The 25,175-nt window shown below is 47.3% G+C and carries 26 protein-coding genes and 2 riboswitches; of the genes, 25 read left to right on the top strand and 1 reads right to left on the bottom strand.

The window, feature by feature from the left end; genetic code table 11:
- The first annotated feature begins 24 nt into the window (after nt 1–24).
- The 25 genes from F3H20_RS01295 (at nt 25) to hslO (ending at nt 24,873) form a co-directional block, all read left to right on the top strand.
- Entirely contained in the window at nt 25–918 is an 894-nt protein-coding gene (locus tag F3H20_RS01295; RefSeq protein ID WP_149733175.1) for a YicC/YloC family endoribonuclease, read from the top strand.
- A 37-nt stretch (nt 919–955) separates the two neighbouring features.
- Nucleotides 956–1,222 carry an extracellular matrix/biofilm regulator RemA gene (remA, locus tag F3H20_RS01300; protein ID WP_091743495.1) on the top strand — a complete coding sequence of 89 codons (267 nt, stop codon included), beginning with the start codon at nt 956–958 and terminating at the stop codon, nt 1,220–1,222.
- 24 nt (nt 1,223–1,246) lie between these two features.
- Nucleotides 1,247–1,870, top strand: a complete 624-nt coding sequence (gene gmk, locus F3H20_RS01305; RefSeq protein WP_149733176.1) for a guanylate kinase — start codon at nt 1,247–1,249, stop codon at nt 1,868–1,870.
- A 24-nt stretch (nt 1,871–1,894) separates the two neighbouring features.
- Entirely contained in the window at nt 1,895–2,101 is a 207-nt protein-coding gene (rpoZ, locus tag F3H20_RS01310; protein WP_149733177.1) for a DNA-directed RNA polymerase subunit omega, read from the top strand.
- 10 nt (nt 2,102–2,111) lie between these two features.
- Nucleotides 2,112–3,338 carry a bifunctional phosphopantothenoylcysteine decarboxylase/phosphopantothenate--cysteine ligase CoaBC gene (gene coaBC, locus F3H20_RS01315; RefSeq protein ID WP_149733178.1) on the top strand — a complete coding sequence of 409 codons (1,227 nt, stop codon included), beginning with the start codon at nt 2,112–2,114 and terminating at the stop codon, nt 3,336–3,338.
- A gap of 54 nt (nt 3,339–3,392) precedes the next feature.
- Nucleotides 3,393–3,493, top strand: a riboswitch (SAM riboswitch).
- A gap of 63 nt (nt 3,494–3,556) precedes the next feature.
- Nucleotides 3,557–4,750, top strand: coding sequence for a methionine adenosyltransferase (gene metK, locus F3H20_RS01320; RefSeq protein ID WP_149733179.1), 1,194 nt, complete (start codon nt 3,557–3,559; stop codon nt 4,748–4,750).
- Between the two features lie 102 nt (nt 4,751–4,852).
- Complete coding sequence (gene priA, locus F3H20_RS01325) at nt 4,853–7,291, top strand: primosomal protein N' (protein ID WP_149733180.1); 2,439 nt, start codon at nt 4,853–4,855, stop codon at nt 7,289–7,291.
- A gap of 111 nt (nt 7,292–7,402) precedes the next feature.
- Nucleotides 7,403–7,861, top strand: coding sequence for a peptide deformylase (def, locus tag F3H20_RS01330; protein WP_149733181.1), 459 nt, complete (start codon nt 7,403–7,405; stop codon nt 7,859–7,861).
- Entirely contained in the window at nt 7,861–8,799 is a 939-nt protein-coding gene (fmt, locus tag F3H20_RS01335; protein WP_149733182.1) for a methionyl-tRNA formyltransferase, read from the top strand. The genes def and fmt overlap by 1 nt, the downstream gene beginning before the upstream one ends.
- 12 nt (nt 8,800–8,811) lie before the next feature.
- Nucleotides 8,812–9,573, top strand: a complete 762-nt coding sequence (locus tag F3H20_RS01340; protein ID WP_149733183.1) for a DUF116 domain-containing protein — start codon at nt 8,812–8,814, stop codon at nt 9,571–9,573.
- Nucleotides 9,574–9,612: 39 nt separating this feature from the next.
- Nucleotides 9,613–10,944, top strand: a complete 1,332-nt coding sequence (gene rsmB / locus F3H20_RS01345) for a 16S rRNA (cytosine(967)-C(5))-methyltransferase RsmB (protein WP_149733184.1) — start codon at nt 9,613–9,615, stop codon at nt 10,942–10,944.
- 9 nt (nt 10,945–10,953) lie between these two features.
- On the top strand, nt 10,954–11,997 hold the full coding sequence (rlmN, locus tag F3H20_RS01350) for a 23S rRNA (adenine(2503)-C(2))-methyltransferase RlmN (protein ID WP_149733288.1): 1,044 nt from the start codon (nt 10,954–10,956) through the stop codon (nt 11,995–11,997).
- 259 nt (nt 11,998–12,256) lie between these two features.
- Complete coding sequence (locus F3H20_RS01355) at nt 12,257–13,018, top strand: FhaA domain-containing protein (protein ID WP_149733185.1); 762 nt, start codon at nt 12,257–12,259, stop codon at nt 13,016–13,018.
- Between the two features lies 1 nt (nt 13,019).
- On the top strand, nt 13,020–13,457 hold the full coding sequence (locus tag F3H20_RS01360; protein ID WP_149733186.1) for an FHA domain-containing protein: 438 nt from the start codon (nt 13,020–13,022) through the stop codon (nt 13,455–13,457).
- On the top strand, nt 13,454–14,188 hold the full coding sequence (locus F3H20_RS01365) for a Stp1/IreP family PP2C-type Ser/Thr phosphatase (protein ID WP_223191551.1): 735 nt from the start codon (nt 13,454–13,456) through the stop codon (nt 14,186–14,188). The genes F3H20_RS01360 and F3H20_RS01365 overlap by 4 nt, the downstream gene beginning before the upstream one ends.
- Complete coding sequence (locus tag F3H20_RS01370) at nt 14,188–15,450, top strand: FtsW/RodA/SpoVE family cell cycle protein (protein WP_149733188.1); 1,263 nt, start codon at nt 14,188–14,190, stop codon at nt 15,448–15,450. Before F3H20_RS01365 ends, F3H20_RS01370 begins: the two co-directional genes overlap by 1 nt.
- Nucleotides 15,447–16,874, top strand: coding sequence for a peptidoglycan D,D-transpeptidase FtsI family protein (locus tag F3H20_RS01375; RefSeq protein ID WP_149733189.1), 1,428 nt, complete (start codon nt 15,447–15,449; stop codon nt 16,872–16,874). The genes F3H20_RS01370 and F3H20_RS01375 overlap by 4 nt, the downstream gene beginning before the upstream one ends.
- 13 nt (nt 16,875–16,887) lie before the next feature.
- Entirely contained in the window at nt 16,888–18,762 is a 1,875-nt protein-coding gene (gene pknB, locus F3H20_RS01380; RefSeq protein WP_149733190.1) for a Stk1 family PASTA domain-containing Ser/Thr kinase, read from the top strand.
- Nucleotides 18,762–19,655: a ribosome small subunit-dependent GTPase A gene (gene rsgA / locus F3H20_RS01385; RefSeq protein WP_149733289.1), complete on the top strand. Its 894-nt coding sequence runs from the start codon at nt 18,762–18,764 to the stop codon at nt 19,653–19,655. The genes pknB and rsgA overlap by 1 nt, the downstream gene beginning before the upstream one ends.
- A gap of 81 nt (nt 19,656–19,736) precedes the next feature.
- Nucleotides 19,737–19,868: riboswitch (FMN riboswitch) on the top strand.
- An 88-nt stretch (nt 19,869–19,956) separates the two neighbouring features.
- The gene (gene ribD / locus F3H20_RS01390; RefSeq protein WP_149733191.1) at nt 19,957–21,108 is read left to right on the top strand and encodes a bifunctional diaminohydroxyphosphoribosylaminopyrimidine deaminase/5-amino-6-(5-phosphoribosylamino)uracil reductase RibD; all 1,152 of its coding nucleotides are present in this window, start codon (nt 19,957–19,959) and stop codon (nt 21,106–21,108) included.
- Nucleotides 21,059–21,715, top strand: a complete 657-nt coding sequence (locus F3H20_RS01395; protein WP_149733192.1) for a riboflavin synthase — start codon at nt 21,059–21,061, stop codon at nt 21,713–21,715. Before ribD ends, F3H20_RS01395 begins: the two co-directional genes overlap by 50 nt.
- A gap of 21 nt (nt 21,716–21,736) precedes the next feature.
- Complete coding sequence (locus F3H20_RS01400; RefSeq protein ID WP_091743478.1) at nt 21,737–22,945, top strand: bifunctional 3,4-dihydroxy-2-butanone-4-phosphate synthase/GTP cyclohydrolase II; 1,209 nt, start codon at nt 21,737–21,739, stop codon at nt 22,943–22,945.
- 3 nt (nt 22,946–22,948) lie between these two features.
- Nucleotides 22,949–23,410, top strand: a complete 462-nt coding sequence (gene ribH / locus F3H20_RS01405; RefSeq protein WP_091743477.1) for a 6,7-dimethyl-8-ribityllumazine synthase — start codon at nt 22,949–22,951, stop codon at nt 23,408–23,410.
- Between the two features lie 33 nt (nt 23,411–23,443).
- On the top strand, nt 23,444–24,019 hold the full coding sequence (gene yfcE, locus F3H20_RS01410; protein ID WP_149733193.1) for a phosphodiesterase: 576 nt from the start codon (nt 23,444–23,446) through the stop codon (nt 24,017–24,019).
- Nucleotides 24,019–24,873: an Hsp33 family molecular chaperone HslO gene (gene hslO, locus F3H20_RS01415; RefSeq protein WP_149733194.1), complete on the top strand. Its 855-nt coding sequence runs from the start codon at nt 24,019–24,021 to the stop codon at nt 24,871–24,873. Before yfcE ends, hslO begins: the two co-directional genes overlap by 1 nt.
- Before the next feature lie 94 nt (nt 24,874–24,967).
- Here the strand turns inward: hslO and rpmB are convergent, their stop codons facing one another.
- Nucleotides 24,968–25,159, bottom strand: a complete 192-nt coding sequence (gene rpmB / locus F3H20_RS01420; protein ID WP_091743474.1) for a 50S ribosomal protein L28 — start codon at nt 25,157–25,159, stop codon at nt 24,968–24,970.
- Between the last annotated feature and the right edge of the window lie 16 nt (nt 25,160–25,175).

Here is a 25,175-nt window from a genome sequence, read left to right on the forward strand (position 1 = left end):
ACGCAAAGGACGGTGCAACATACTGTGCTAAAAAGCATGACCGGTTTTGGCCGAGGCGAATATGTGGACAATGCTCATCGGCTGACGGTAGAAATTAAGGCCGTAAATCATCGCTATAACGAGATTGTCATTCGTATGCCCAGAAATCTTAACGTATTTGAGGATAAGATACGCCGGCATCTTTCCAATGTATTACTTCGCGGCCGGATTGATGTTTTTATCAATATAGATGAATATGGGCAAAAGAATCGTGAGGTAAGGGTTGACAAAGACCTGGCAATCGCTTACCATAATGCCTTGAAAGAATTGACAGAGCTTTTTGCCATTCCAGGCAGCGGCAAAGCAGAAAACGTGTATCACATAGCGAAATACCCCGATGTGATTCGCGTGGAGGAGATTGACGAAGATGCTCTTCTTTTGTGGGAAAAACTATCCCAGGCTTTGGATATAGCCAGCCGGAATTTGCTGACGATGCGTATGGCGGAAGGCTCCAATATATCCCAGGATTTGACTGCCAGAATAGAAAAACTGTCGGGATTTATTGCGGCTATTGAAGAGCGGGCGCCGCAAATCATGGTGGAATACCGTGAAAAATTGCTGAACCGTATGAGGGACACCCTGGCAACGCTGAATGTGGGGCTTGACGAGGCCCGTATTTTGCAAGAGGTAGCTTTGGTTGCGGAACGGATTAATTTTACTGAGGAACTGGTTCGGTTAAAAAGCCATTTGTCCCAGTTTCAACAGACCTTGCTCGTTAAGGAGCCTGTGGGCAGAAAACTTGATTTTATTGTGCAGGAGATCAACCGGGAAACCAACACCATCGCTTCTAAAGCGAATGATTACTGTGTTGCCAATATCGTGGTGGATGTAAAGAGCGAAATTGAGAAGATTCGGGAACAAATACAAAATATAGAGTAAAACTTTATTACAAATAATTTTAGGAGGATTTAAACTTATGGAAATTAAACTTATTAATATTGGCTTCGGTAATATCGTGTCTGCTAACCGGATTGTGTCTATTGTAAGCCCTGAGTCGGCTCCTATCAAACGTATCATCCAGGAAGCGCGTGACCGAGGGATGCTGATTGACGCTACCTACGGACGCCGTACCAGAGCGGTTATCATTGCGGACAGCGACCATGTTATTTTGTCGGCGGTTCAGCCGGAAACAGTAGCCCACCGCCTGGCCAGCAAAGATACCAGCGACGAAAGTGCAGAATAGATATACGTTGAAAGGAGCTTTTTTATGACGCAGCAAGGAATCTTAATTGTTTTATCCGGTCCGTCCGGAGCGGGTAAAGGGACAATTTGCAAAGAGTTGTTGCGTAGCTATCCCAATTTGCATTATTCCGTATCAGCGACGACGAGAGCGGCACGCGCAGGAGAAGTCCACGGTACAAACTACTTGTTTGTTTCACAGGAAGAGTTTCAGGAAATGATAGCGAAGGATGATTTGCTGGAATGGGCCAACGTATATGGCAACTGTTACGGAACGCCCCGCCAATATGTTATGGAACTTTTAAACGACGGTAAGGATGTTATTTTGGAGATTGATACGCAGGGCGCCATGCAGATAAAAGATAAATTTCCGGAGGGAGTTTTTATTTACATCATACCTCCTTCCCTGAATGAATTGGCCAACCGTATATATAAACGGGGGACCGATAGCCTGGAGTCGATAAAAACCAGGCTCAGTTGCGCCACATTTGAAATTGACTGTGCGCAGCACTATAACTATGTGGTAGTAAATGATTTGGTTGAAGAAGCTGTTCGCAAAATTTCCGCCATTATCACGGCGGAAAAGTGCAATGCAAAGCGCAATACACTGTTGGTCAACGACGTATGCTGCTGTAAAACAGCCGAATCATAAATATACTAACGGAGGGAAAACCTGATGATTCATCCTTCACTTGATGTTTTGGTAGATAAAGTGGATAGTAAATACACTCTGGTTGTGCTGGCGGCTAAACGGGCCCGTGAAATTATGGACGGCGAAGACTCTTTGGTGGACAGCAAATCCAACAAACAAGTGACCATTGCTCTGGAAGAAGTCGCAAGTGACAAGATTTCCTATGAGAGAACAAAAACAGGCATAAAATAGGAGGCACTCCATGATTGACGGGAAAAACATAGTAGTGGGAGTGAGCGGAGGTATAGCCGCCTATAAAGCCGTTGAATTGGTAAGCCGTTTGAAAAAAGCCGGTGCCACCGTCTATGTGATCATGACAAAAGCGGCCACTGAGTTTGTGACTCCCTTAACCTTCCGGGAATTGAGCGGTAATCCTGTGGCTGTTGATCTATGGAGTGAAGTCAAGCACTGGAATGTAGAACATATTGCGTTAGCCAGCACGGCTGATTTATTTGTAGTGGCGCCAGCCACGGCGAACATCATCGGCAAGGTAGCCAATGGAATTGCCGACGATATGCTTTCTACCACCATTATGGCTACGAAAGCGCCGGTGATCATGGCACCTGCTATGAACACCAATATGTACAACAATCCTTTGGTTCAGCAAAATATAGCCAAGCTTACGGCTTTGGGCTATTTCTTTATCGAACCGGCCAGCGGCATGCTGGCCTGCGGCGTGGAAGGCCAGGGCAGGCTGCCTGAGCCGGCCTGTATTGTCGATTATATTGTTGCTTTTATGAAAAAGCAGCTTGCCAACCCGGCAAATCGGGTTGAAAAAAATGATTTGGCCGGGAGAAAGGTTATCGTTACGGCAGGCGGAACCAGAGAACCCTTGGATCCTGTACGCTATATCGGCAACCGTTCCAGCGGTAAAATGGGATATGCTCTGGCCGAAGCGGCAAAAGCACGGGGCGCGCAAGTGACATTGATTTCCGGTCCCACTAAATTGAGGCCGCCTGAGGGTGTAGCCTATGTGCCTGTGGAAACGGCGGCAGAAATGCGTCAGGCTGTTTTGGCCGAGTACCAAGGGGCGGATATTGTTATTAAGGCGGCGGCCGTAGCTGATTATAAACCTCAGCAGGTGGCGCTGCAAAAGATAAAAAAGGCCGGCGATACGCTTACTTTAGTCCTGGAAAAAAATCCTGATATTTTATTGGAACTGGGACAACATAAAAATCAACAGATTTTGGTCGGTTTTGCTGCTGAGACGGAGTCGCTGCTAGAGCATGCCGGCGACAAACTTATGAGAAAGAACCTGGATATGATTGTTGCCAACGATGTTACCCAGGCCGGTGCAGGCTTTAATGCAGACACGAATATTGTGAAGCTTTTGTACCGGGACGGACGGATTGAGGAAATCACTCAAATGACGAAACGGGAGTTGGCCGATGTCATTTTCGATAAAATTCAGCAAATAGCAAAAAAATAGTTGCTTTTTCTATTTTTCTATTTTAAAATTATTTTGTTGAAAATACATATGATTTACTCATCAAGAGCAGGTTGAGGGACTGGCCCGATGAAACTGCGGCAACCGTTAGCTAGGCTAAAAAGGTGCCAAATCCTGTGTTTTACACAAGATGGGAGTGACATAGCTACTCTCCCGTTTTGGAGAGTTTTTTTATTGGCTTGTTATAAGGAGGTATTAGTATGGGAAAGCATGTATTGTTTACGTCAGAGTCGGTAACGGAAGGACATCCGGATAAGATCGCCGATCAGATTTCCGACAGTATTCTGGATGCGATTATTGCTCAGGACCCGATGGCGAGAGTCGCCTGCGAAACGCTTGTTACTACCGGTCAGGTCCATGTGGCCGGTGAAATTACAACCAAATGTTATGTGGAGATTCCTAAGATTGTCCGTGAAGCAATTAAGGATATTGGTTATACCCGTGCCAAATTTGGGTTTGACGGGGATACTTGCGGTGTATCCATATCCATCGATGAACAGTCGCCGGATATTGCTTTGGGTGTAGATAAGGCGCTGGAGGCAAAAAAGGGTGAAATGGACCTGATTGATGCCATTGGTGCCGGTGATCAGGGCATGATGTTTGGTTATGCAACCAATGAAACGGAAGAATATATGCCTCTCCCGATTTCCCTGGCCCATAAACTGGCAAAACGCTTAACTGACATCCGTAAAAGCGGGGAAGTGGATTATTTGCGTCCTGACGGGAAAACCCAGGTTACTGTGGAATATGAAGATGGTAAGCCGGTACGGGTGGATACCATTGTTATTTCTACGCAACATGGCCCGGAAGTGGATGGTGCCACGATTGAACGGGATGTTTTGGAAAAGGTTATTAAACCAATCGTTCCCGGTCATTTGCTGGATGGGGAAACAAAATATTATATCAATCCGACCGGCCGTTTTGTGGTAGGCGGACCGCAGGGTGATGCCGGTTTAACTGGACGGAAGATCATCGTTGATACCTACGGCGGGATGGCCCGTCACGGCGGCGGTGCTTTTTCCGGCAAGGATCCTACGAAGGTAGACCGCTCCGCGGCATATGCAGCCCGCTATGTGGCTAAAAATGTGGTGGCAGCCGGTCTGGCCGATAAGTGCGAAATTCAATTGGCTTATGCCATCGGTATTGCCCATCCGGTCTCTATTATGGTGGAGACCTTTGGCACGGCCAAGATCGAGGAGCCTGTTATTGTCAAACTGATTGAAAAACACTTTGACCTTCGTCCGGCGGGAATTATTAATACCCTGGATTTGCGCCGGCCAATTTATCGCCAAACGGCGGCCTACGGTCATTTTGGCCGTACCGATGTCGATTTGCCCTGGGAACGGACGGATAAGGCAGCGGTATTACGCCAGGCTGCTCAGATAAATCAGTAGGTATCTGTAAGAATCAGACTGTCATCACGATAGAAAATATGCCTGCTTTAAAATCTCGGAGAGGACTTGGTAAAGTCCTCTCTTTGTATGAGAGGGATACTGATGAATCGCATAGCTCAAGTGTGTGTTAATTTACCTGCCCGCAATATAGATAAAGTTTTTTCCTATGCGATTCCGGAAACACTGCATTTTCTTGATATCGGCTGGCGGGTGGTAGTGCCTTTCGGAAACAGAACCTATGAAGGCTTTATTGTCGCTCTGTCCGCTCTGTCGGAGGAAACCTCGTTTGAGTATGAAGTAAAACCGATTATGGATGTATTGGATAGCCAAGCTTGGTTTAGTGACAGCATGTTGCAAACAGCCAAGTGGATAAGCGAGTATTATCTTTGTACCCTAGCCGAGGCTATGCGTCTTTTCATTCCGGGAAAAACCGGCATAAAAAGTGAAAAGCAGTTCGGTATAATTTCCGGCCTGGAGCAAGCGGCTATGGAACAAATACTGTCCCGCTTACCGCCTCAGCCGCAAGCGGTCTATGACTATCTGAAAAAACATGAACCGGTGGTTCTGTCAAAGTTGAAAAAAGTCTTCGGTGATTATACGGAGGCCGCCCTGAACGATTTATTAGCTAATAAATTGATTGTTTGTACTACGACGGCAAAGAAGAGATCGGTGCCCCAGTTTACAACCAGTGTACGGTTGGCAATTCTCCCGGCGGAGGCCGAAATTTACCTGGAAACGTTAGTAGGTAAGCCGGCGCAAAAACGTCTGGTGGCTTTATTGTTGCAAAAAGAAGAAGTGAAATATAGTGACCTGAGCACGTGGCAGATTACCCGTGACACGGTTAACCGTCTGGTAAAAGCCGGAGTGGCGGAGAATGTGAAGCAGCAGGTGCTGCGCAACAGCTATTCCGGTATGGGGTTGCGGGAGCAGACTGTCCGTCTGACGCCGGAGCAGCAGCAAACCATTGACCGGATCATACCTACTATTGATGAGCAGCAGTACCGTTCTTTCTTATTACATGGAATCACCGGAAGCGGTAAAACCCAAATATATATTGAAGCTGTTGCCGCGGTGCGGCAGCAAGACCGCCAGGCTATTGTCCTGGTGCCGGAAATTGCTTTAACCGGCCAAATCGTCTCTCGGTTTAAAGAACGGTTCGGTGAAGATGTGGTTGTAATGCACAGCAAGCTGTCAATCGGGGAACGGCATGATGCCTGGCAGCGTCTGCAAGAGGAAAGCGCCGGTATAGTGATTGGTGCCCGGTCGGCAGTTTTCTCGCCGGTAACCCGTCTGGGGATTATTGTCATTGATGAAGAGCATGAATTTACTTACAAGCAGGAAGAGCAGCCCCATTATCATACCCGGCAAGTGGCTGCTAAGCGGGCTGAACTGGAAGGAGCTGTGCTGTTGCTAGGCAGTGCAACCCCCTCTGTGGAAACCTATTATGAAGCTCAGCAGGGCAGGCATATATTGCTTACCTTGAATAAAAGAATTGATCATTCCCTCCTGCCGGAAGTGCAGATTGTCGACATGCGGGAGGAGTTAGCCCAGGGGCGACGCAGTGTTATTTCAGCACCGCTGCAGCAATTGCTGGCCGATACGCTGCAACGGCAGGAACAGGCCATTATTTTGCTCAACCGCCGGGGTTATGCAACCTTTGTCTTATGCCGTGAATGCGGACATATCATAAAATGCAAGCACTGCAGCGTTTCCATGGTCTATCATAATTCCAGCAATATGCTGCGCTGCCATTACTGCCAGGCTAGCTGTCCGGCACCGGATATTTGCCCTGTCTGTGCAAGCCGGTATATCCGCTATTTTGGCACAGGCACCCAAAAGCTGGAGGAAGAACTGGGAAAAATCTTTCCTCAGGCCCGGGTCATCCGTATGGATCAGGATTCCACCGGCAGAAAAATGGCTCATGACCGGATTATAACGTCATTCTCACGGGGAGAATATGATATCTTATTAGGAACACAGATGGTTGCCAAGGGTCACGACATAAAAAATGTAACCGCTGTAGGCATCATATCGGCCGATTCTGCCCTGAATTTGCCTGACTTTCGTTCCGCTGAGCGGACCTTTTCCCTGCTGACTCAGGCCGCAGGCCGCGCCGGCCGGGGCGATAAAGCCGGGCAGGTGGTTATTCAAACGTATAATCCTGAGCATTATGCCATTATGGCCAGTTCTTCCCATAATTACGAAGTTTTTTACAGGCAGGAAATTGAAGCCAGAAAAAGCCTGCAGTATCCACCTTTTAGCGAGTTACTCAAACTTACTGTCTTTTCTTCTGACGAAAACCAGGCCCGCAGTCAGGCCGAGCACATTGCCCGGCAGTTGGGAAAAGAACTGCCGTATGACCGCCAAACAGAAATCATAGGACCTTTTGCTGCGCCTATTGCGAAAATTAACAATTCCTACCGCGTTAATATTTTAATAAAATCGAAGGAACTGGCTAATATAAAGTCCCAGATAGTGGAACTAAAGCTAAATAGCCGCAACGATGTCCTGCTGGATATTGAACCCTTGAATATACTGTAAGAGGCGAAACCTGGAAAGTCATTAGGTAACTCATAGATTTTCGTAAACTTTTGTGTTAGAATTTGGACATAATATGGACAGTTAAAATCAATGGAATGGGGAGGATGCATCATGGCAATATTGGATATAAAAAAAGCCGGCGATGAAGTGTTGAAACAACTTGCGGAACCGGTTGTTAAAATAGATCGTAAGATTAAGCAATTGCTGGATAATATGGCGGATACCATGTATTCGGCCGATGGGGTTGGCCTGGCAGCGCCGCAGGTGGGCATATCACTTAGAGTTATTGTTGTTGACATTGGTGAAGGCTTGGTTGAGCTAATCAATCCGGTTATCATCAGTCACGAGGACCTGGAGGTTGGCACTGAAGGCTGTTTAAGTATTCCCGGTGTATTTGGCGAAGTGGAGCGTTACGCCAAGGTTACTGTGGAGGGACTCAACCGTCATGGGAAGACCGTTACTATTGAAGGAACCGGTTTTTTTGCCAGAGCATTGCAGCATGAAATTGATCATCTGGAAGGCGTGCTGTTTATTGAACGGGCAAAAACCATTTATAAGGGGCAAAAGTGATGACCAAGCTGCGTATTGTTTTTATGGGAACGCCTGATTTTGCCGTGCCTTGTTTGGAAACATTACAGGGCGGTCCTCATGAGGTGATTGGCGTAGTTACTCAGCCGGACAGACCTAAGGGCCGGGGGCAGAAATTTACGGCTTCACCGGTGAAGGAGACCGCCTTGGCTCACAACATACCGGTATTTCAGCCGGAAAAAATTAAGACGGAAGCGGCAGTAGAAGCTTTAAGAGCCTGGAACCCGGACCTGATTGTTGTAGTTGCTTTTGGCCAGCTTTTGTCACCGGTTATTTTAAAGCTGCCTCCACTGGGCTGCATCAATGTGCATGCTTCTTTATTGCCCTGTTACCGGGGAGCGGCGCCCATTCACTGGGCGGTGATCAATGGGGAAAATAAATCGGGTGTTACCACCATGTATATGGATGAGGGAATGGACACCGGGGATATGTTACTTAAAGAAGAAGTACTGATTGGCAGAGAAGAGACAACCGGGCAGTTATACGAGAAACTTAAACATGTCGGGGCCGCTTTATTAGCCCAGTCTGTTCAGTTGCTGATAGAAAATAGAGCTCCCCGTATCCCGCAGGATCATGTTAAAGCGACTCATGCGCCGATGCTGTCGAGGCAAACCGAAAGAATTGACTGGACCTGTCCGGCAGAGGCTATTCACAACTTGGTCAGAGGGTTAAATCCCTGGCCGGGATCCTTTGCTTTCCATCGGGGAAAGCTAGTGAAAATTTGGCGGACTCAAGTTGTGAACGGTAATTTTAGCGGACAACCGGGGCGGATCAGTAAGATTAACGAAGATTCTTTTGTTGTTGAAACTGGAAAAGGCATGCTGGAAATTTATGAATTGCAGCCGGAAAGTAAGCGACGCATGAACAGTCGTGAATATATTACGGGATATTCTCCTGCCATAGGGGAAAAAATGGAGTAGGGGGTGAAGGTTATGATCGGGGTCATTCCTCGTCCTAAAAAACGTCTTTTTTTGGCGCTTATTCTTGCCAGTTTGCTAATTGCCGCTTTATCTATTTATGGGCTATGGATGGTTAGTTTTCCGGGACTGGCTCTCATCAGTGAACATTTGCCCGTTATTCTCGGCGGCTTGCTGGCGCTTGCCATCTTCTTAGTTGCCTGCGGAGTAGGCGGCATTATTCTGGCTATTCTGGGCTTGCCGACGTTGTCCATATTTCAGGGCTACGCATGGTCGGCAATCAATCTGTTGTTTCCTGTTGCCATTCGTATCGGGAAACTGCTGGATTTTGAAAAAGAGCGGGTGGAACGTTCTTTCATTGAAGTCAGCAATTATTTAATCAAGAAAAAGCATATACGGGTCAAGCCGGAACGGCTGCTCATCCTCACGCCGCATTGTATTCAACAAGAGTCTTGCCCGCATAAGATAACCCGCGATGTGGCCAATTGCCGCTCCTGTGGAATGTGCCAGGTCGGTGATTTGCTCAGGCTGCAAAAAAAATATGGAGTTCATGTAGCTATTGTTACCGGCGGGACGCTGGCAAGAAAAGTTATAAAAACTTTGCGTCCCCAGGCCGTGCTGGCTATCGCCTGTGAACGGGATCTGACAAGCGGGATTCAGGATGTGTTCCCGCTGCCGGTTATCGGGATTTTGAATCAGCGTCCCTGCGGACCTTGCTGCAATACGCGAATTAATGTGGAGGAAGTGGAAGAAGCGCTCCGCAGCTTTATCGCGTAAGAATAAATAATAATTAATTCTTTAAAAGTGGTGATACGATTGGATGCAAGAGAAGTCGCACTAAAAATTATCAATACGATTGATACCAATGCGGCATATGCTAACATTGCCCTGGCAAAAGAACTGGGGGCGCAACCGCTTTCCGACCAGGATCGCCGCTTTGTGACCGAACTGGTTTACGGAACTGTGAAAGCAGGGGCCACACTGGACTGGATTCTTGAACATTATCTCAGCCGTTCCTTGAAGAAGGTAGCCCCTGTTATCCGTAATATTCTACGCCTGGGGGTGTACCAGCTATTTTTTCTTTCCAAGGTTCCCGCCTCGGCAGCCTGCAATCAGGCAGTGGAGTTAACTAAAAAATATGGTCATGCCGGCACTGTCAAGTTTGTCAACGCAGTACTGAGAAATGCTGCAAGAAGTCCAGAAAAGGTAGTATATCCGGATATGCAGGACGATCCGGTACGCTCTCTGGCGTTGCGGTATTTTCATCCCGATTGGATTGTAAAACGTTGGATTGAACGTCTTGGTCCGGAGGAGGCTGAGTCGTTGTGTCGGATTAACAATGCTACCCCGCCTTTGTCATTGCGGACAAATACATTGAAAATAAGCCGCGATAAACTGCTGACTGTTCTGGTGGAAGAAGGGGTGGAATGCGAAGCTTCTCAGTGGACGCCGGAAGGGATTCTTTGCTACGGTCATCCTGCGCTCGGTTCATTGCAGTCCCTGCAACAGGGATTGTTTCAGATCCAGGATGAAAGCTCCATGCTGGTAGCTCATGTAGTGGCGCCGCAGGCCGGAGAGTTGATTTTGGATGTTTGCAGTGCACCGGGGGGCAAAAGCACTCATATGGCAGCACTGATGAATAATCAGGGACGTATTGTGGCGGTGGATGTGCATGAGCACAAGCTGGTTTTGGTGGAAGAAAATGCAGCGCGGCTGGGTATTGGCATGATAGAAACCAGAGTGTTGGATGCCACGAAGATCGGAGACTTGTATGCCGGGCAGGCCGACCGTGTATTGGTGGATGCTCCCTGCTCCGGTCTGGGGGTTTTGCGCCGCAAGCCTGATGCCAGATGGCGAAAAAGCCCGGTCATGTTCAGAGAACTGCCTGAACTGCAATTGCAAATATTGCATAGTGCCGCTTGCTGTGTAAGGGCAGGCGGGATATTGGTTTACAGTACCTGCACTACCGAGCCGGAAGAAAATACGCAAGTCGTTGACGCTTTTTTGCGGAGCCATCCTGAATTTGTACTGGAAAAAACGGGAGACTATTTACCACAGCCCCGCAGCGATCAGCAAACTGTTCAGTTATGGCCCCAGCGGGATCAGGTAGATGGATTTTTTATTGCACGAATGAAGAGAGTAAGGTAGGTGGTAGCAGTGAAAGTGGCCTTACTGGGGTTGTTTGTTCAGGAAATTTCTGCTGTCATTAAACCTTATGGCTTGCCGGCCTATCGTGCCTCGCAGCTTGTCAACTGGATATACAAGCAGTATGTAACCGATTTTTCCGCCATGATCAACCTGCCTAAGTCTATGCGAACCTTGCTGGCGGAGCACTTTACCGTAAAGGAATATGAGTTGCAGGCGGTCTGGCAGTCGGAAGATGGAAGGACAAGCAAATATTTGCTCCGTTTTCCCGATCAGTCTGCTGTGGAAACAGTACTTATGCGTCAGCCCTATGGCAATAGCGTGTGTGTGTCTACCCAGGTTGGCTGTGCCATGGGCTGTGTTTTTTGTGCTTCTACCTTGCAGGGGATGACCAGAAACTTAACTTGCGGCGAAATTATGGCGCAGGTTTTGCATATTGAGTCTCTTCTTGCGCAGGAGGGACAGAAAGTAGACAGCATTGTTATTATGGGAATGGGTGAGCCGTTGGCTAATTACGAAAATGTGGTCAAGTTTATTCGTTTGTGTCATGAGGAGTATGGGTTGCATTTGAGTTATCGCAGCATCACGCTTTCCACTTCGGGCCTGGTGCCGGAAATAGATCGGTTGGCGCAAGAAGGGTTGCCAATTACTCTGTCGATCTCGTTACATGCTGCGAATGATGAAAGCCGATCGGCACTTATGCCTGTAAATAAACGATATCCTATCGCTGGCCTGTTAGCTGCGGGAGACCGTTATGCTGCACAGACAGGAAGACGGGTCACCTATGAGTATACTTTGATTGCGGAGCGTAATGACCGTGTTAGTGATGCTGAGGAATTGGCAAAGCTGCTCCGGGGACGGTTGGCCAATGTTAATTTAATTCCAGTCAATCCGGTAACGGAAAGAGGGCTCTTGCGGCCAGGAGCGGAGGCAATCAAGAGGTTTGAACAAACGCTGCTTGCCCGCAACATCAATGTTACCGTTCGCCGGGAAATGGGAGCGGATATTCAGGCGGCTTGCGGACAGCTTAGGAAAGAGCATTTGGAGAATCACTGATTTATTCATATCGCTTGTCCCTGACGAATCTTTTTCTGCCTGGCTGCGTCAGCAAAGCTTAAAATAGTCATTGTCCTCTAGATTTTACTTTCTTGCCTGGCGGGAAATCTCCCGCCAGACTGACCGTTGATTACATTAGCGATTCATTAGAAAAACAGGCTAAAGGCGGTTAACGCCTTTTTTTGCGTGATAATGCTTATTTTTGACTATACTGGAAATATAGCGTATAATACAGCTATAAGAATTTGGAGTGTATAATATGGGAATAAGATTTGTCCGCAGTCTGGAAGATTTATTTGAAAAATGTATAGAAGGCTTTTTGAATAAGAAAATCGCAGGAGAACTGCAGCCTGTAGAAATTGCCAAACAACTGTTCAGGGCCATGGAAGATGCTCGCTCTATTAGCGTAGACCATATTTATGTTCCCAATGGCTATGTAGTTTATGTAAGTAAACAAGACTGTGACCGAATGTTGCCGTATCAGGAGACTATTTGCGCTGAACTGGCAAACTATCTGAATGAACAGGCGTCACGAAGGGGATTTACGCTGGTGGGAAATCCTCTTATTAGTATGGAACCGGATGAGACGTTGTCTCAGGGGAATATTCGGGTTACAGCTAAATACACTGAACCGTTGATGGAAATGCCGGCAGGTGGCAGTGAGGAAAGCGAACTGTCTGATACGCGTGTATTTACTAAGTTAAATCCCGCTGCCAACAAGCAGGAAGGCAGGCTAGCCGTATTGCAGGTGGTGGAAGGCGTTGATGAAGGCAAGAGTCTTGAAATCGGCAAGCGGAGAATCAATCTTGGCCGGCGTGAGGGTAATGAGTTGACTTTAACGGATATGAATACGTCACGGTTGCACTCTTATATTATCTATGAAGATAACAGTCATATCCTGCATGATGCGAATAGCTTGAATGGATTATATGTGAATGGCCAGCGGGTCAGCCGCAAAGTTTTGCGCTCCGGAGACGAAATAAAACTGGGAAATACGGTCATTGTATATGAGGTGAAGTAGCTTGCCGGAAAAACTTGTTTTAGTGAATGCGGTTAGTATAGCTCTACAATACAGTCTCTTGGTGTTTATATACCTTTTTTTATATTTTGCAATAAAATATATGTATACCGACCTTACGGGAAAAGCTTTTTTTACAAACGACAAAAAGGCCCGGCTTATCCTTCTTGACAACGGTGGATTGCATTTTCCTCGTTCGGAGTTTTACTTGCAGGAAACCTTTACGATTGGGCGGAATGAGCATAGCAATATTGTTATCAAAGATACGGTTGTATCTCATGACCATGCGTGTATTGCCGTACAGAAGGACGATTATTGGTTAGCTGATTTGAACAGTACCAATGGCACATTTTTAAATGACCGTCCTGTTAAGGGAGAAATCTCGCTAAAAGACGGCGACATAGTAAGGATTGGGACAGTGAGTTTTAAGTTTGAGAGGTGATCGGTTTGTTAGCCAGTGTGAAGTCAGATATCGGCCGGATGAGAGAAATCAATGAAGATAGCTATGCCTTTCACCCTCCCTATTTATTTGCTGTGGCAGACGGTATGGGTGGACATGCGGCAGGTGAAGTTGCCAGCGGGCTGGCTATTAGGGCTTTGCTGGAAAAAGTGGAGGCAGGATATGGGAAAATTCCTTTGCAAAATTTGATGGAAGACGCCATTTCCCATGCCAATGAACTAATTTACCAGGTTTCTCTAAGTAAACCGGAATATCTGGGAATGGGGACTACGCTGACGGCAGTCTATGTGGAGGCAGATACCGTTTACTGGAGTCATGTCGGCGACAGCCGGTTATACTTGTTTCAAAAAGACAATATGCTGCAAATTACCAGTGATCACTCGCTGGTTTGGGAGTTGTTTCTCAATGGCAATATAACCAGAGACGAAATGCAGACCCATCCCCAGCGTAATATGCTTACCAGGGCGGTTGGCACTAGTTCTGACATTAAAATTGACAGCGGTGTGTTTCAATGGAAACCGGGGGATCATTTATTGCTCTGTACCGATGGCTTGACTAATATGCTTAGTGAGCAGGACATTCTTCAGATTTTAGCTGTAAATAGTGTTGCCGTTGAAGGCCAAAAGGTTGTGGATAACCTGATCGATAAGGCCAATGAGGCAGGCGGCATGGATAATATAACGGCCATTTGGCTGCAATATGGTGATGTATAATGACAAGAACTGGGAAAACGGATTATCTCTTGCTACTGCTGGCCAGTGCCGTATTGATCAACGGTATCGTTGTTGTCGGCCTGGTTCAAAAGCATATTGATTATCCGGTGTTGGGCGCGGTGGCTGCTGTAGTCATGGCCTGGTTCGGGGTAAGCATTTATTTGTCCAAAACCAGTTATCATGGAGACCCGCTATTTTTTCCGTTGACTGCCGTCTTATCGGCGATTGGTTTAATTATGGTTTTTCGCTTGACACCGGATTTGTTTTTTTTACAAGTACTTTGGATGTTGCTTGGTATAGCAGCTTTTGGTCTGACCGTTCATTTTTCGAAAAATCTCGAAGCATTGACAAAATATAAATATATCTGCGGCTTTATTGGTATTAGTTTATTACTGGCAGCAATTGTGTTAGGTGTGGACATTGGCGGACACCGCAGCTGGGTAATTTTAGGGCCCATCCGTTTTCAGCCCTCGGAATTTGCCAAACTGTTCATTGTCATCTTCCTGGCGGCCTATTTGAATGAACGGCGTGAGGTACTTGCTTATGCCAGTAAACGGGTGGGACCTTTTATACTGCCCCATCCCCGGTTTGTTGCCCCCTTGCTGGTTGTCTGGGGAATAACCATGCTGGTGCTTGTTTTACAGCGGGATATGGGATCGGCGCTTTTATATTTCAGCATAACCATTTTGATGAGTTATATGGCCAGTGGACGGTTGAGTTATATTCTGATTGGGGCCGTTCTGTTTTTAGGCGGATCGGTTTTATGTTATATGCTCTATCCTCATATCCAAACCAGAGTGGATATTTGGCTTAATCCCTGGGCCGATCCAAATGGCAGAGCCTATCAAATCGTGCAGTCCTTATTCGCCTTTGGTTCAGGCGGCATGCTGGGCAGTGGCTTGGGCTACGGATTTCCCAATATGATTCCGGAAGTGCATACCGATTTTGTCTTTGCGGCCATAGGGGAGGAGCTTGGTTTTTTAGGGGCGGGAGCAGTGCTGCTAATCTACATTCTTTTAGTTTATCGCGCCTTTCGGACTTCCTGGCTGCAGGAAGACTCTTTTTGTGCTTTGCTCGCCGGCGGTCTGTCCACTAGTATGGGTTTACAGATATTCTTAATTATTGCCGGGGTTACCAAGTTTTTTCCGCTTACAGGAATTACTTTGCCAATGATCAGCTATGGTGGAAGCTCTGTGTTGTCCGGCTTCATCTTATTAGGAATTTTATTTGGTATATCTGAAATGAGGCCTAAGAACATATGAATTTCAACCGCTTCGATGGATTTGAAAATTCGCTGCGCCGCCAAATTCGTAAGGTTGCCGTTTGTATTCTGGCCCTTTTATGCGTCCTGTTTATTCATGTTTCCTATCTGCAAACCTATGAGAGCCGTTCGCTTGCCGAACATCCGCTGAATAAGCGGCTCACTGAAGCCAACAAGCGGGTATTAACCGGGCAAATCCTGGATAGAAATAACAATAAACTTGCCTATAGTGAAAGGTCAGAGACAGGTCAGCAGCGCAAATATCCCTTTGGGCCGGTAACGGCGCATATCGTCGGGTATAATAGTGATAAATATGGAAAATCAGGGTTGGAAGCTTCCTATGCCGCTTTCTTGACAGGCCTCAATACACCTTTAGCTCAGTGGGGCGCTATTGCCCAACTGTTTATGCCGGAGCAGGGTGATAATGTAAAGTTAACGCTGGATGTAAACCTGCAAAAGACAGCTTATTCAGCGTTAGGCAGTCACCGGGGAGCCGTTGTCGTTTTAAATCCCCGCACCGGAGAGATTCTGGCGATGGTAAGTAAGCCGGCTTTTGATCCTAATTCGGTAGAGGCTGAATGGGACAATATATCACACTCCAAGGACAGTTTGCTTTTGAATCGAGCTACCCAGGGCTTGTATCCGCCAGGTTCAACCATAAAAGTGATGATCGCGGAAGCGGCTTTGCGGGAAAAAATAGTTGATTTGGCTTGGACTTTCAACTGTGACGGGGCCTTAAAAATCGGGCCTGATTACGTGCTTAATGAACATGATTCACAAAAACATGGAAAAATTAACTTGCAGCAGGGTCTGGCTGTTTCCTGCAATACTATGTTTGGCAGTCTTACCTTGAAACTGGGAAGTAAAAGACTGGAAGAAACGTTTGAACGGTATGGCTTCCTAAAACCCCTTGGGCAAGATTTGCAGGAAACGCCAAGTCACTTGCCGGAGTTTTCAAAACTGAGTGATGGTGATCTGGCCCAAACCGGGATCGGTCAGGGCAGCTTATTGGTTACGCCGCTGCGTATGGCGTTACTAGCCAGTAGTTTTGCGAATCAGGGAAAGTTGATGAAACCCTTTCTTGTCAGTCAAATACTTTCTGCCGACGGCAGTGTGAGAAAGACGTACTCGCCGGAAGCTTGGTTGACACCGGCTGCTCCTGAGGTGGCTGATGAAATAAAAAATATGATGGTAACTGTAGTAAATGAAGGTACTGGCGGTGCTGCCGGTTTAGGCGGTATCCAAGTGGCAGGAAAAACCGGAACGGCAGAGAATCCTCATGGAGAATCGCATGCCTGGTTTATCGGGTTCGCACCGGCCGATAATCCGGAAGTTGCTATTGCTGTTATTGTGGAAAACGCGGGGGCCGGCGGTCAGATAGCCGCTCCCATTGCCCGGAAAATATTAGCGCAGGCATTACGATAAGGGGGTGAAGTTCATGCTCAATAAAACATTAGACAACAGGTATACTATATTGGAACATATCGGCGGCGGTGGAATGGCAGATGTCTATCGGGCTCATGACCAGCTGTTGGATCGGTCGGTTGCCGTCAAGGTACTGCGCTCGCAATTTACCCATGATGATGAATTTGTAACCAGATTTCGCCGCGAGGCCCAGGCAGCCGCGAGGCTATCACATCCTAATATCGTAAATATTTATGATGTTGGACAGGATGAAGGCATTTATTACATAATTATGGAATACATATCGGGAGAGACACTGAAGGATCGTATTGTCCGCAGCAATGCTTTACCGGTGGAAAATGCAATCCGCATTGCCATAGAAATTGCTGAAGCTTTGGAGCATGCACATCAGAATAATTTGGTCCATTGTGATATTAAACCTCATAATATACTAATTACTCGTACAGGACGGGTGAAGGTTACGGACTTCGGGATTGCCAGGGCGGTTACTTCGGCCACGATGAATCATACCGGAACCATTTTGGGATCGGTCCATTATTTTTCACCGGAACAGGCTAAAGGCGAAATGGTAAGTAACAAGTCGGATATTTATTCCTTGGGTGTTGTTTTATATGAAATGTTGACTGGTGTTGTACCGTTTAATGGTGAGACGCCCATTAGCATTGCCCTGCAGCACTTGCAGCAAGAGCCCCGGCCGCCGCGGGAAATTAATCCTCAGATCCCGCCTTTGGTTGAGGCTACCGTCCTAAAGGCTATGGCCAAGGAGGTAACGGCCAGGTTTGATGATATCGGGCAAATGATTGCCGATCTTAAGCTTTCCCAGAATTACTTGCATGATGATCACACCCGCAGGCTATCGCACAGCGATTTTCCCACTCAGGTATTGCCTAAAATCACGGAGACCAATGCGGCTTCGACCCGTATGGTAAAGAATGAAACTAAACGGGCTGATAACCAGAAAAAATCCAAGCTTTGGTGGATTCTGCTGTTAGTATTACTGTTTTTTGGTGTGGCTTTGGGTTCTTTTCTAATCTTCGGTAAGTTCTGGAGCAATAATGATGTGGTGGTCAACGATGTGGTAGGGAAGCAGGTCGAAATAGCGAAGACAGTATTAAGTAACCAAAACTTACGGGTCTCCATTTCTGAGGCCTATAACGATACTGTCCCCGCCGGGTATGTTGTATCCCAGTATCCGGAAGCGGGAGCGACCGTCAAGGAACAGCGTACGATCACGCTGGTGGTTAGCAAAGGCGGTGAAATCACCGTAGTGCCCGATTTGCGAGGTTTAACGCGCAGGGATGCGGAGCTGCAACTGAAGAATGCGGGACTTACTCTGGGGAGGGTGGATGAACAGTTTTCCGCTGATGTGGCTGCCGATACGGTTATCAGCCAAAATCCCCGTCCGCCGGCTCATGTAAATAAAAGTACACCCATTGATCTGGTAGTTAGCAAAGGCCCGACTCCCCGCAAAATTGTACTGCCTGATTTTCAGGGGACGCCTTTAACTACCGTGAGCACCCAATTGGAAAGCCTGAAACTGAAGCAGGGCAAGGTGACGGAAGAGGCCAGCGATAAGTATCCTCCTGGTACGATTATTGGTCAGAATCCGCCTGCCGCAGCGGAGGTGACGGAGGGCACTTCTATTGATTTTACTGTGGCAAGAAGTGCGCCCAGTGCCATTAAGCGGGCTATCGTACAGATTACCGTGCCTGACGGGGCGTCACGCCAGGTCGTTCAAATTGTAGTTACAGACACCAATGGCCGGAGAGTGGTTTACGAAAGCTCGCACAAGCCTGGTGATAAAATTGAAAAGCAAATTGAAGGCGTAGGGCAAGTTCGCATGCAGGTGTATCTGAACGGAACACTGACCCAGGAGCAGACATTGTGATGCAGGAAAATGAGCTAACACAAGGCATTGTGGTAAAGACCTATAATAGCTTTTACTATGTACAAACCAATTCGAGCCAAATTACCTGCACCTTGCGGGGCAGAATGAAGCAGGAACGTTTTTCCCTGCTGGTGGGGGATCTCGTGCAGTACACGCCCAGCGGACCGGACAAGGGAGTTATTGAGCAGATTTTACCTAGGCGTACCAAATTGGAACGGCCGATGGTCGCCAATGTTGATCAAGTCATTGTCACATTTGCTGCTGCCACACCCGACATTCATGTGGGGCTGGTTGATCGTTTTCTAGTGCTTGCCGCTTTGTCCGGCTTAAAAGCATACCTATGCATAAATAAGATTGAGCTGTTGCCGGCAGACCGATTGCAGGATATTATTAACCTGTACCGAGCGATCGGCTATCCGGTGCTTGCTCTCTCCGCCAAAGAGGGCACCGGTGTAGTGGAATTAAAACAGATTCTGTACGGAAAAATTTCCGCTTTTGCCGGTCCGTCTGGTGTGGGGAAATCAACTCTTTTAAACGCTATAGAACCGGGGTTTCAACTGACTACCGGTGAATTAAGTGAGAAGATCGGGCGGGGCAAACATACGACGCGGTTTGCCCAGTTATTGCCGTTAGCGGGGGGAGAAGGGTTTGTCGTCGACACTCCTGGCTTTAGCTTTACGGAGTTTTCCGGCATTAAAGAGGCGCAACTGGCAGACTGCTTTCCGGAAATGGAACCATACTCGGCACATTGCCGGTTTTCTTCCTGCCTTCACGTCAAGGAGCCGCAGTGCGCGGTAAAGGAAGCCGTCGCTGACGGGCACATCGCTCAGAGCCGCTATGCTTCTTACTTGGAGATTATCGGTGAGCTTCGGGAACAACGGAGTAAGTTTTAGGGCGTGTCTTGTAAATTTTTTAAAATTCAGTTTGACTAATCGCCGATATTTTATTATCATATACCTATACATAAGAATAGAATTAGCCTTTGGGGCAAGGTGAAAAAGAGTACATCTTTTAATTCCTTACCGGCGGTAAAGCCCGCGAACCTTTGTGGTTGATCTGGTGAAATTCCAGGGCCGACAGTATAGTCTGGATGGGAAAAGGCTACAACGGGCCATTAGTTTAATAGGCTTGGTATGTTATTTCCCTGAAACCCCTACGGTTTTTAGGGGATTTTTTATTTTACAGGAGGCTGGCATGGATGAATTATATATGAAACAGGCACTGGCGTTGGCAGCGCAAGGGCTGGGACGTACATCACCAAATCCTGTTGTTGGGGCGGTTATTGTTGCTGACGGCAATATCGTCGGCCAAGGTTGGCATCAGGCTGCTGGCACACCCCATGCTGAAGTACATGCGCTCGCCCAGGCCGGGGGACTGGCACGGAATGCAACGCTGTATGTAACATTAGAACCTTGCTGCCATCATGGGCGCACAGGCCCCTGCACAGATGCCATAATTGCAGCCGGTGTGAAAAGGGTCGTTGTGGCAATGACTGATCCTAATCCGCTTGTCAGAGGAAAAGGCATTCAGAAACTCAGGCAGCATGGTCTTGAGGTGCTGGAGGGAGTTTGTGCCGCTGAAGCGGCACAACTGAACGAAGTATTTATCAAATGGATTGCCACGGGGCTGCCGTTTGGTGTATTAAAGACGGCAATGACACTGGACGGTAAAATTGCGACCTATACAGGTCAGTCCAAATGGATTACCAGTGAGCGTTCAAGGGAGTATGTCCATGGCTTGCGTAATATGTACGATGCTATTTTGGCGGGAATTGGAACCGTCCTTGCCGATGATCCGTCGTTAACGACGCGCTTGCCAGGCGGCGGGAAAAATCCCATCCGCGTGATTGTGGACAGTAAGGGCCGGATTCCGTTAGAAGCAAAACTGCTTTGTGACCATGAGGCGCCTGTCATTATAGCTGTCGGACCGGAGGCTCCGGCGGAAAAGCTGGCAGCTTTGCAAGCGAAGGGGGCAGAGGTCCTTAAACTGCCGTTGGTTACCGGGCATGGCGTTTCGTTACGACATTTGTTTGTCGAGCTTGGTCAGCGCAAGATAACCAGTATTCTTGTGGAAGGCGGGGCCGAGGTGAATGCTTCGGTACTGATGGAGAATGTGATAGATAAAGTCCACTGGTTTATCGCACCTAAGATACTTGGCGGAAAAACGGCGCCGGGACCTGTTGGGGGATTGGGAGTGAGCGATATCGCACAGGCTACCGTACTTGAAGACATGCATGTGGGAAATATTGGAGAAGATATATTGATGACTGCTTATTTGCAGCGAAGGGAGGGCCGTGATGTTTACAGGACTTGTGGAAGAATTGGGAACAGTGAGGGCCATAGCTAGAGGCCAGAAATCAGTTCGCTTGACGATTAATGCCAATACTGTGCTGGACCATACAAAATTAGGTGACAGCATTGCCGTTAATGGCACTTGCCTTACCGTAGTAGAACTGTCGAACGGTTGTTTTGCCGCTGATGTAATGCCGGAAACTGTTGACAGAACTGTATTGGCTAATTTAAGACCTGGTGACTATGTTAACTTGGAAAGAACACTCCGGGTTGGCGACCGCTTAGGAGGGCATATTGTAGCAGGCCATATTGACGGAGTAGGATACATTGTCGTCAAGGAGAAAAATGATATTGCCATTCTAATCAAGATTAAAGCAGATGCTGAAATTATGCGGTATATTATAAAAAAAGGTTCTATTGCCATTGATGGCATTAGTCTTACCGTGGTCGACTGCGGCGATCAGTGGTTTACGGTGTCATTAATTCCTCATACGGCTGCCCTGACAACGTTGGGACATAAGAAGAAGGGCGATCCGGTTAATTTGGAAGTTGATATGATCGGAAAGTATGTGGAAAAGCTCTTGGGGTTGCCGCAAAATCAGAGCGAAACCGGTAAGCCTGTCGGTATTACCATGGAATATCTAAAGGATCATGGATTCTAGAAAACGAAGGAGAGGTTTGCGATGAAATTTAATACGATTGAAGAAGCTATTGAGGATATAAGAAATGGCAAGATCATCGTCGTGGTTGATGATGAGGACAGGGAAAATGAAGGGGACCTATTAATGGCTGCGGAAAAAGCCACCCCGGAAGCAATCAATTTTATGGCTACCTATGGTCGTGGCTTAATATGCATGCCGGTGGTGGGCGAACGGTTGGATGAACTGGGAATTGGAGCCATGGTGCAGGTGAACACGGATACGATGAGCACGGCATTTACCGTGTCTATTGACGCTGCCAGTGTAACGACAGGAATCTCGGCCTACGAACGTTCGGAAACCATTCAAAAGGTACTGGACCCTAAGGCCAAGGCAGAAGACTTCCGGCGTCCAGGGCACATCTTCCCGCTGCGTTATCGGGAAGGCGGCGTACTGCGGCGGGCCGGGCATACCGAGGCCACGGTGGATATGGCCAAATTGGCCGGATTATATCCGGCGGGAGTTATCTGCGAAATTATGAATGATAATGGGAAAATGGCCCGGGTGCCGGAACTGATGGAATTTGTGAAAAAACATCAACTGAAAATCATTACGATCGCCGATTTGATAAAGTATAGAAAAAAGCATGAGAAATTTGTGGAACGAATTTCTGAGACCAAATTGCCTACTAAATATGGCGAGTTTCATTTAATCGCTTACGAAAGTTCTCTGGATAGACAATGCCATCTTGCCCTTGTCAAAGGAGACATTACCAATAAGGAGAATGTTATGGTGCGGGTTCACTCCGAATGCCTTACCGGCGATGTACTGGGCTCTCTGCGCTGCGATTGCGGGGACCAGTTGGCGACAGCCTTAAAGCGTATCGAAGCAGAAGGTGAGGGAGTTTTGCTGTACATGCGGCAAGAGGGCCGGGGCATTGGATTGGCGAATAAAATCAAAGCCTATGCTTTGCAGGATCAGGGGAAGGATACGGTGGAGGCCAATGAGATTTTAGGATTCCCGGCTGATTTGCGCGATTATGGTATTGGTGCGCAAATCCTGGCAGATCTTAACCTGACCAGTATTCGACTGCTGACCAATAATCCCCGCAAGCGGGTCGGGCTGGAAGGTTATGGACTAACCATTACCGAACGCATCCCGCTGGAAATAAAACCAAACCGTTTTAATCAACGGTATTTGTCGGTCAAGAAAGCAAAATTGGGTCACATGCTTAAACAAAATATGGAGGGATAATCAATGAAAACATATGAAGGACAGTTAGTTGCGACAGGGTTGCGTTTTGGTATTATTGTAGGAAGATTTAACGAGTTTATTACCAATAAGTTGTTGGGCGGTGCGCTGGACGGGCTGAAACGCCATGGTGCCAGTGAAGAGGATATCACGGTTGTTTGGGTTCCTGGCGCCTTTGAGATTCCTTTGACAGCCCAGAAGATGGCCGGCAGCGGTAAATATGATGCGGTGATTTGTTTGGGAACTGTCATTCGTGGTGGTACAACACACTATGATTATGTATGTGCTGAGGTATCCAAAGGTGTGGCTCATGTAGGTATGGCTACCGGTGTTCCCACTATTTTCGGTGTCCTGACTACGGAAAATATCGAACAAGCGATTGAACGGGCCGGAACAAAGGCTGGAAACAAAGGTTTTGATGCAGCACTTTCGGCGATTGAAATGGCTAATCTGCTAAAAAGTATGTAAAATATTTCCAGGGAAATAATGGAGGCAATTAAAATGAGGATCAGTATAGTAAGTGACACGCACGGCTATTTTGGTGCTTGGGATAAACTATACCGCGAATATTTACAGGCTTCCGATTTAATTCTTCACGCCGGTGATGTATTGTATCATGGGCCGCGCAATCCAATTGTTGCCGGCTATAATCCGCAAAAATTGGCGGAAGCCCTGAATCAGTGCTCCGTTCCGGTTATTATAGCGCAGGGTAATTGTGATTCCGAAGTAGACAGTATGGTCCTTGCCATGCCTATACAATCACCCTATAGCTATGTGGTCATAAATGGTATGCGTATAGTAGTGAATCACGGACATACTTTTAAAGATGAAGAAGCTCTGTTTGAAGCTGCTAAACATTTTAAAGCTCATGTGATCATTACCGGCCATACCCATGTTGCCCGGCTGAATAAAAGGGATGGTATCATTCATCTAAATCCGGGATCACCGGTCAGGGAGTTATCCAAGCGTGAAGACGGGCGTGCTACCCTGGCTACCTTGTATAACGGGAAACTAACCATAACAGATGTAGATTCGGGGTCAGTAATACAGGAGGAGCTTATTACAGGAGGAATGTAATGCGAGATCATATCATGAAAGCTACGGTGCCGGGAGTGCGTATTGTCGCGGCAGTGACTACGCAGTTAGTTGAAGAAGCCCGCCGCCGGCATGATTGCTTTCCCGTCGTAGCGGCAGCCTTGGGCAGGACGATGACGGCGGCCTTGCTTTTGGCGGCAAATTTGAAAACAGAAGAAAGTCTCACTGTACGCATTGCCGGAGATGGACCTATTGGTGATATCGTTGCTGATGCTACGGCCCATGGAACCGTGAGGGGCTATGCGAAAAATCCCCATGTCGATATACCTTTAAGGGGAAAAAAATTGGATGTCGGTGCGGCTGTAGGTCAAGGGAATGTTTATGTAACACGTTTTACCGGATTAAAACAACCCTTTACCGGGAATGTCCCTTTGGTAAGTGGTGAAATCGCGGAGGATATCACCAGTTATTTAGCTGTCTCGGAGCAGACGCCTTCCAGTGTAGCGCTTGGTGTGCTAGTGCGTCCCGACATGACTGTTGCGGCAGCCGGTGGATTTATCGTGCAGGCTTTGCCGGGGCATGAGGAGAAAAGTTTGCAAATAATTGAAGCCAATTTGGCGCACCTTGCGCCCGTTTCGCAAATGGTTGACGAAGGAAAAGACGCGGCCGGCATCATCCGAACGGTACTGCAGGGTCTTCCCATTACCTGGTATGACCAGGCAGGACTAGTGTTTCAATGCCTTTGTTCACGGGAGAAGGTACATAATGTTTTAATAAGTTTGGGAAAAGCGGAACTGGAAGATATGATCGCTGAAGGACAGGCCGAAGTTTGCTGTCATTTTTGTGCGGAAAAATATCAATTTAACCGTCAGGAACTGGAAGCATTATTAAAATAGGCAGATATAAAATAAGGCTATAGCCAATACTGGCTATAGCCTTATTTTCGGAAAAAAATAAAGAGCTAACAGATGTTAACCCTTTATGCACTACTTATATAGCACGTTGGATTTTGCCAGAACGCAGGCAGCGAGTGCAGGTATTGACTCGTTTTACTTGGCCGCTAACAACAGCTTTGACACGTTGAATATTGGGCTTCCAGCTACGTTTTGTTTTTAAATGGGAGTGGCTGACATTGAATCCGCTTTGCTCACCCTTACCACAGACTTCACAAACATTTGCCATCTATATACACCTCCTC

The sequence above is a fragment of the Propionispora hippei DSM 15287 genome (genome assembly GCF_900141835.1).
GTDB classification, from domain to species: Bacteria; Bacillota; Negativicutes; order Propionisporales; family Propionisporaceae; genus Propionispora; species Propionispora hippei.

Bases quoted from the DNA above. Each gene is read 5' to 3' on its own strand.
- F3H20_RS01355 (WP_149733185.1), top strand. From the start codon at position 12,257: ATGGGAATAAGATTTGTCCGCAGTCTGGAAGATTTATTTGAAAAATGT.
- F3H20_RS01395 (WP_149733192.1), top strand. From the start codon at position 21,059: ATGTTTACAGGACTTGTGGAAGAATTGGGAACAGTGAGGGCCATAGCT.
- F3H20_RS01400 (WP_091743478.1), top strand. From the start codon at position 21,737: ATGAAATTTAATACGATTGAAGAAGCTATTGAGGATATAAGAAATGGC.
- fmt (WP_149733182.1), top strand. From the start codon at position 7,861: ATGACCAAGCTGCGTATTGTTTTTATGGGAACGCCTGATTTTGCCGTG.
- hslO (WP_149733194.1), top strand. From the start codon at position 24,019: ATGCGAGATCATATCATGAAAGCTACGGTGCCGGGAGTGCGTATTGTC.
- remA (WP_091743495.1), top strand. From the start codon at position 956: ATGGAAATTAAACTTATTAATATTGGCTTCGGTAATATCGTGTCTGCT.
- pknB (WP_149733190.1), top strand. From the start codon at position 16,888: ATGCTCAATAAAACATTAGACAACAGGTATACTATATTGGAACATATC.
- rpmB (WP_091743474.1), bottom strand. From the start codon at position 25,159: ATGGCAAATGTTTGTGAAGTCTGTGGTAAGGGTGAGCAAAGCGGATTC.
- coaBC (WP_149733178.1), top strand. From the start codon at position 2,112: ATGATTGACGGGAAAAACATAGTAGTGGGAGTGAGCGGAGGTATAGCC.
- F3H20_RS01340 (WP_149733183.1), top strand. From the start codon at position 8,812: ATGATCGGGGTCATTCCTCGTCCTAAAAAACGTCTTTTTTTGGCGCTT.
- priA (WP_149733180.1), top strand. From the start codon at position 4,853: ATGAATCGCATAGCTCAAGTGTGTGTTAATTTACCTGCCCGCAATATA.
- rsgA (WP_149733289.1), top strand. From the start codon at position 18,762: ATGCAGGAAAATGAGCTAACACAAGGCATTGTGGTAAAGACCTATAAT.
- ribH (WP_091743477.1), top strand. From the start codon at position 22,949: ATGAAAACATATGAAGGACAGTTAGTTGCGACAGGGTTGCGTTTTGGT.
- F3H20_RS01370 (WP_149733188.1), top strand. From the start codon at position 14,188: ATGACAAGAACTGGGAAAACGGATTATCTCTTGCTACTGCTGGCCAGT.
- def (WP_149733181.1), top strand. From the start codon at position 7,403: ATGGCAATATTGGATATAAAAAAAGCCGGCGATGAAGTGTTGAAACAA.
- F3H20_RS01375 (WP_149733189.1), top strand. From the start codon at position 15,447: ATGAATTTCAACCGCTTCGATGGATTTGAAAATTCGCTGCGCCGCCAA.
- rpoZ (WP_149733177.1), top strand. From the start codon at position 1,895: ATGATTCATCCTTCACTTGATGTTTTGGTAGATAAAGTGGATAGTAAA.
- metK (WP_149733179.1), top strand. From the start codon at position 3,557: ATGGGAAAGCATGTATTGTTTACGTCAGAGTCGGTAACGGAAGGACAT.
- gmk (WP_149733176.1), top strand. From the start codon at position 1,247: ATGACGCAGCAAGGAATCTTAATTGTTTTATCCGGTCCGTCCGGAGCG.
- yfcE (WP_149733193.1), top strand. From the start codon at position 23,444: ATGAGGATCAGTATAGTAAGTGACACGCACGGCTATTTTGGTGCTTGG.
- ribD (WP_149733191.1), top strand. From the start codon at position 19,957: ATGGATGAATTATATATGAAACAGGCACTGGCGTTGGCAGCGCAAGGG.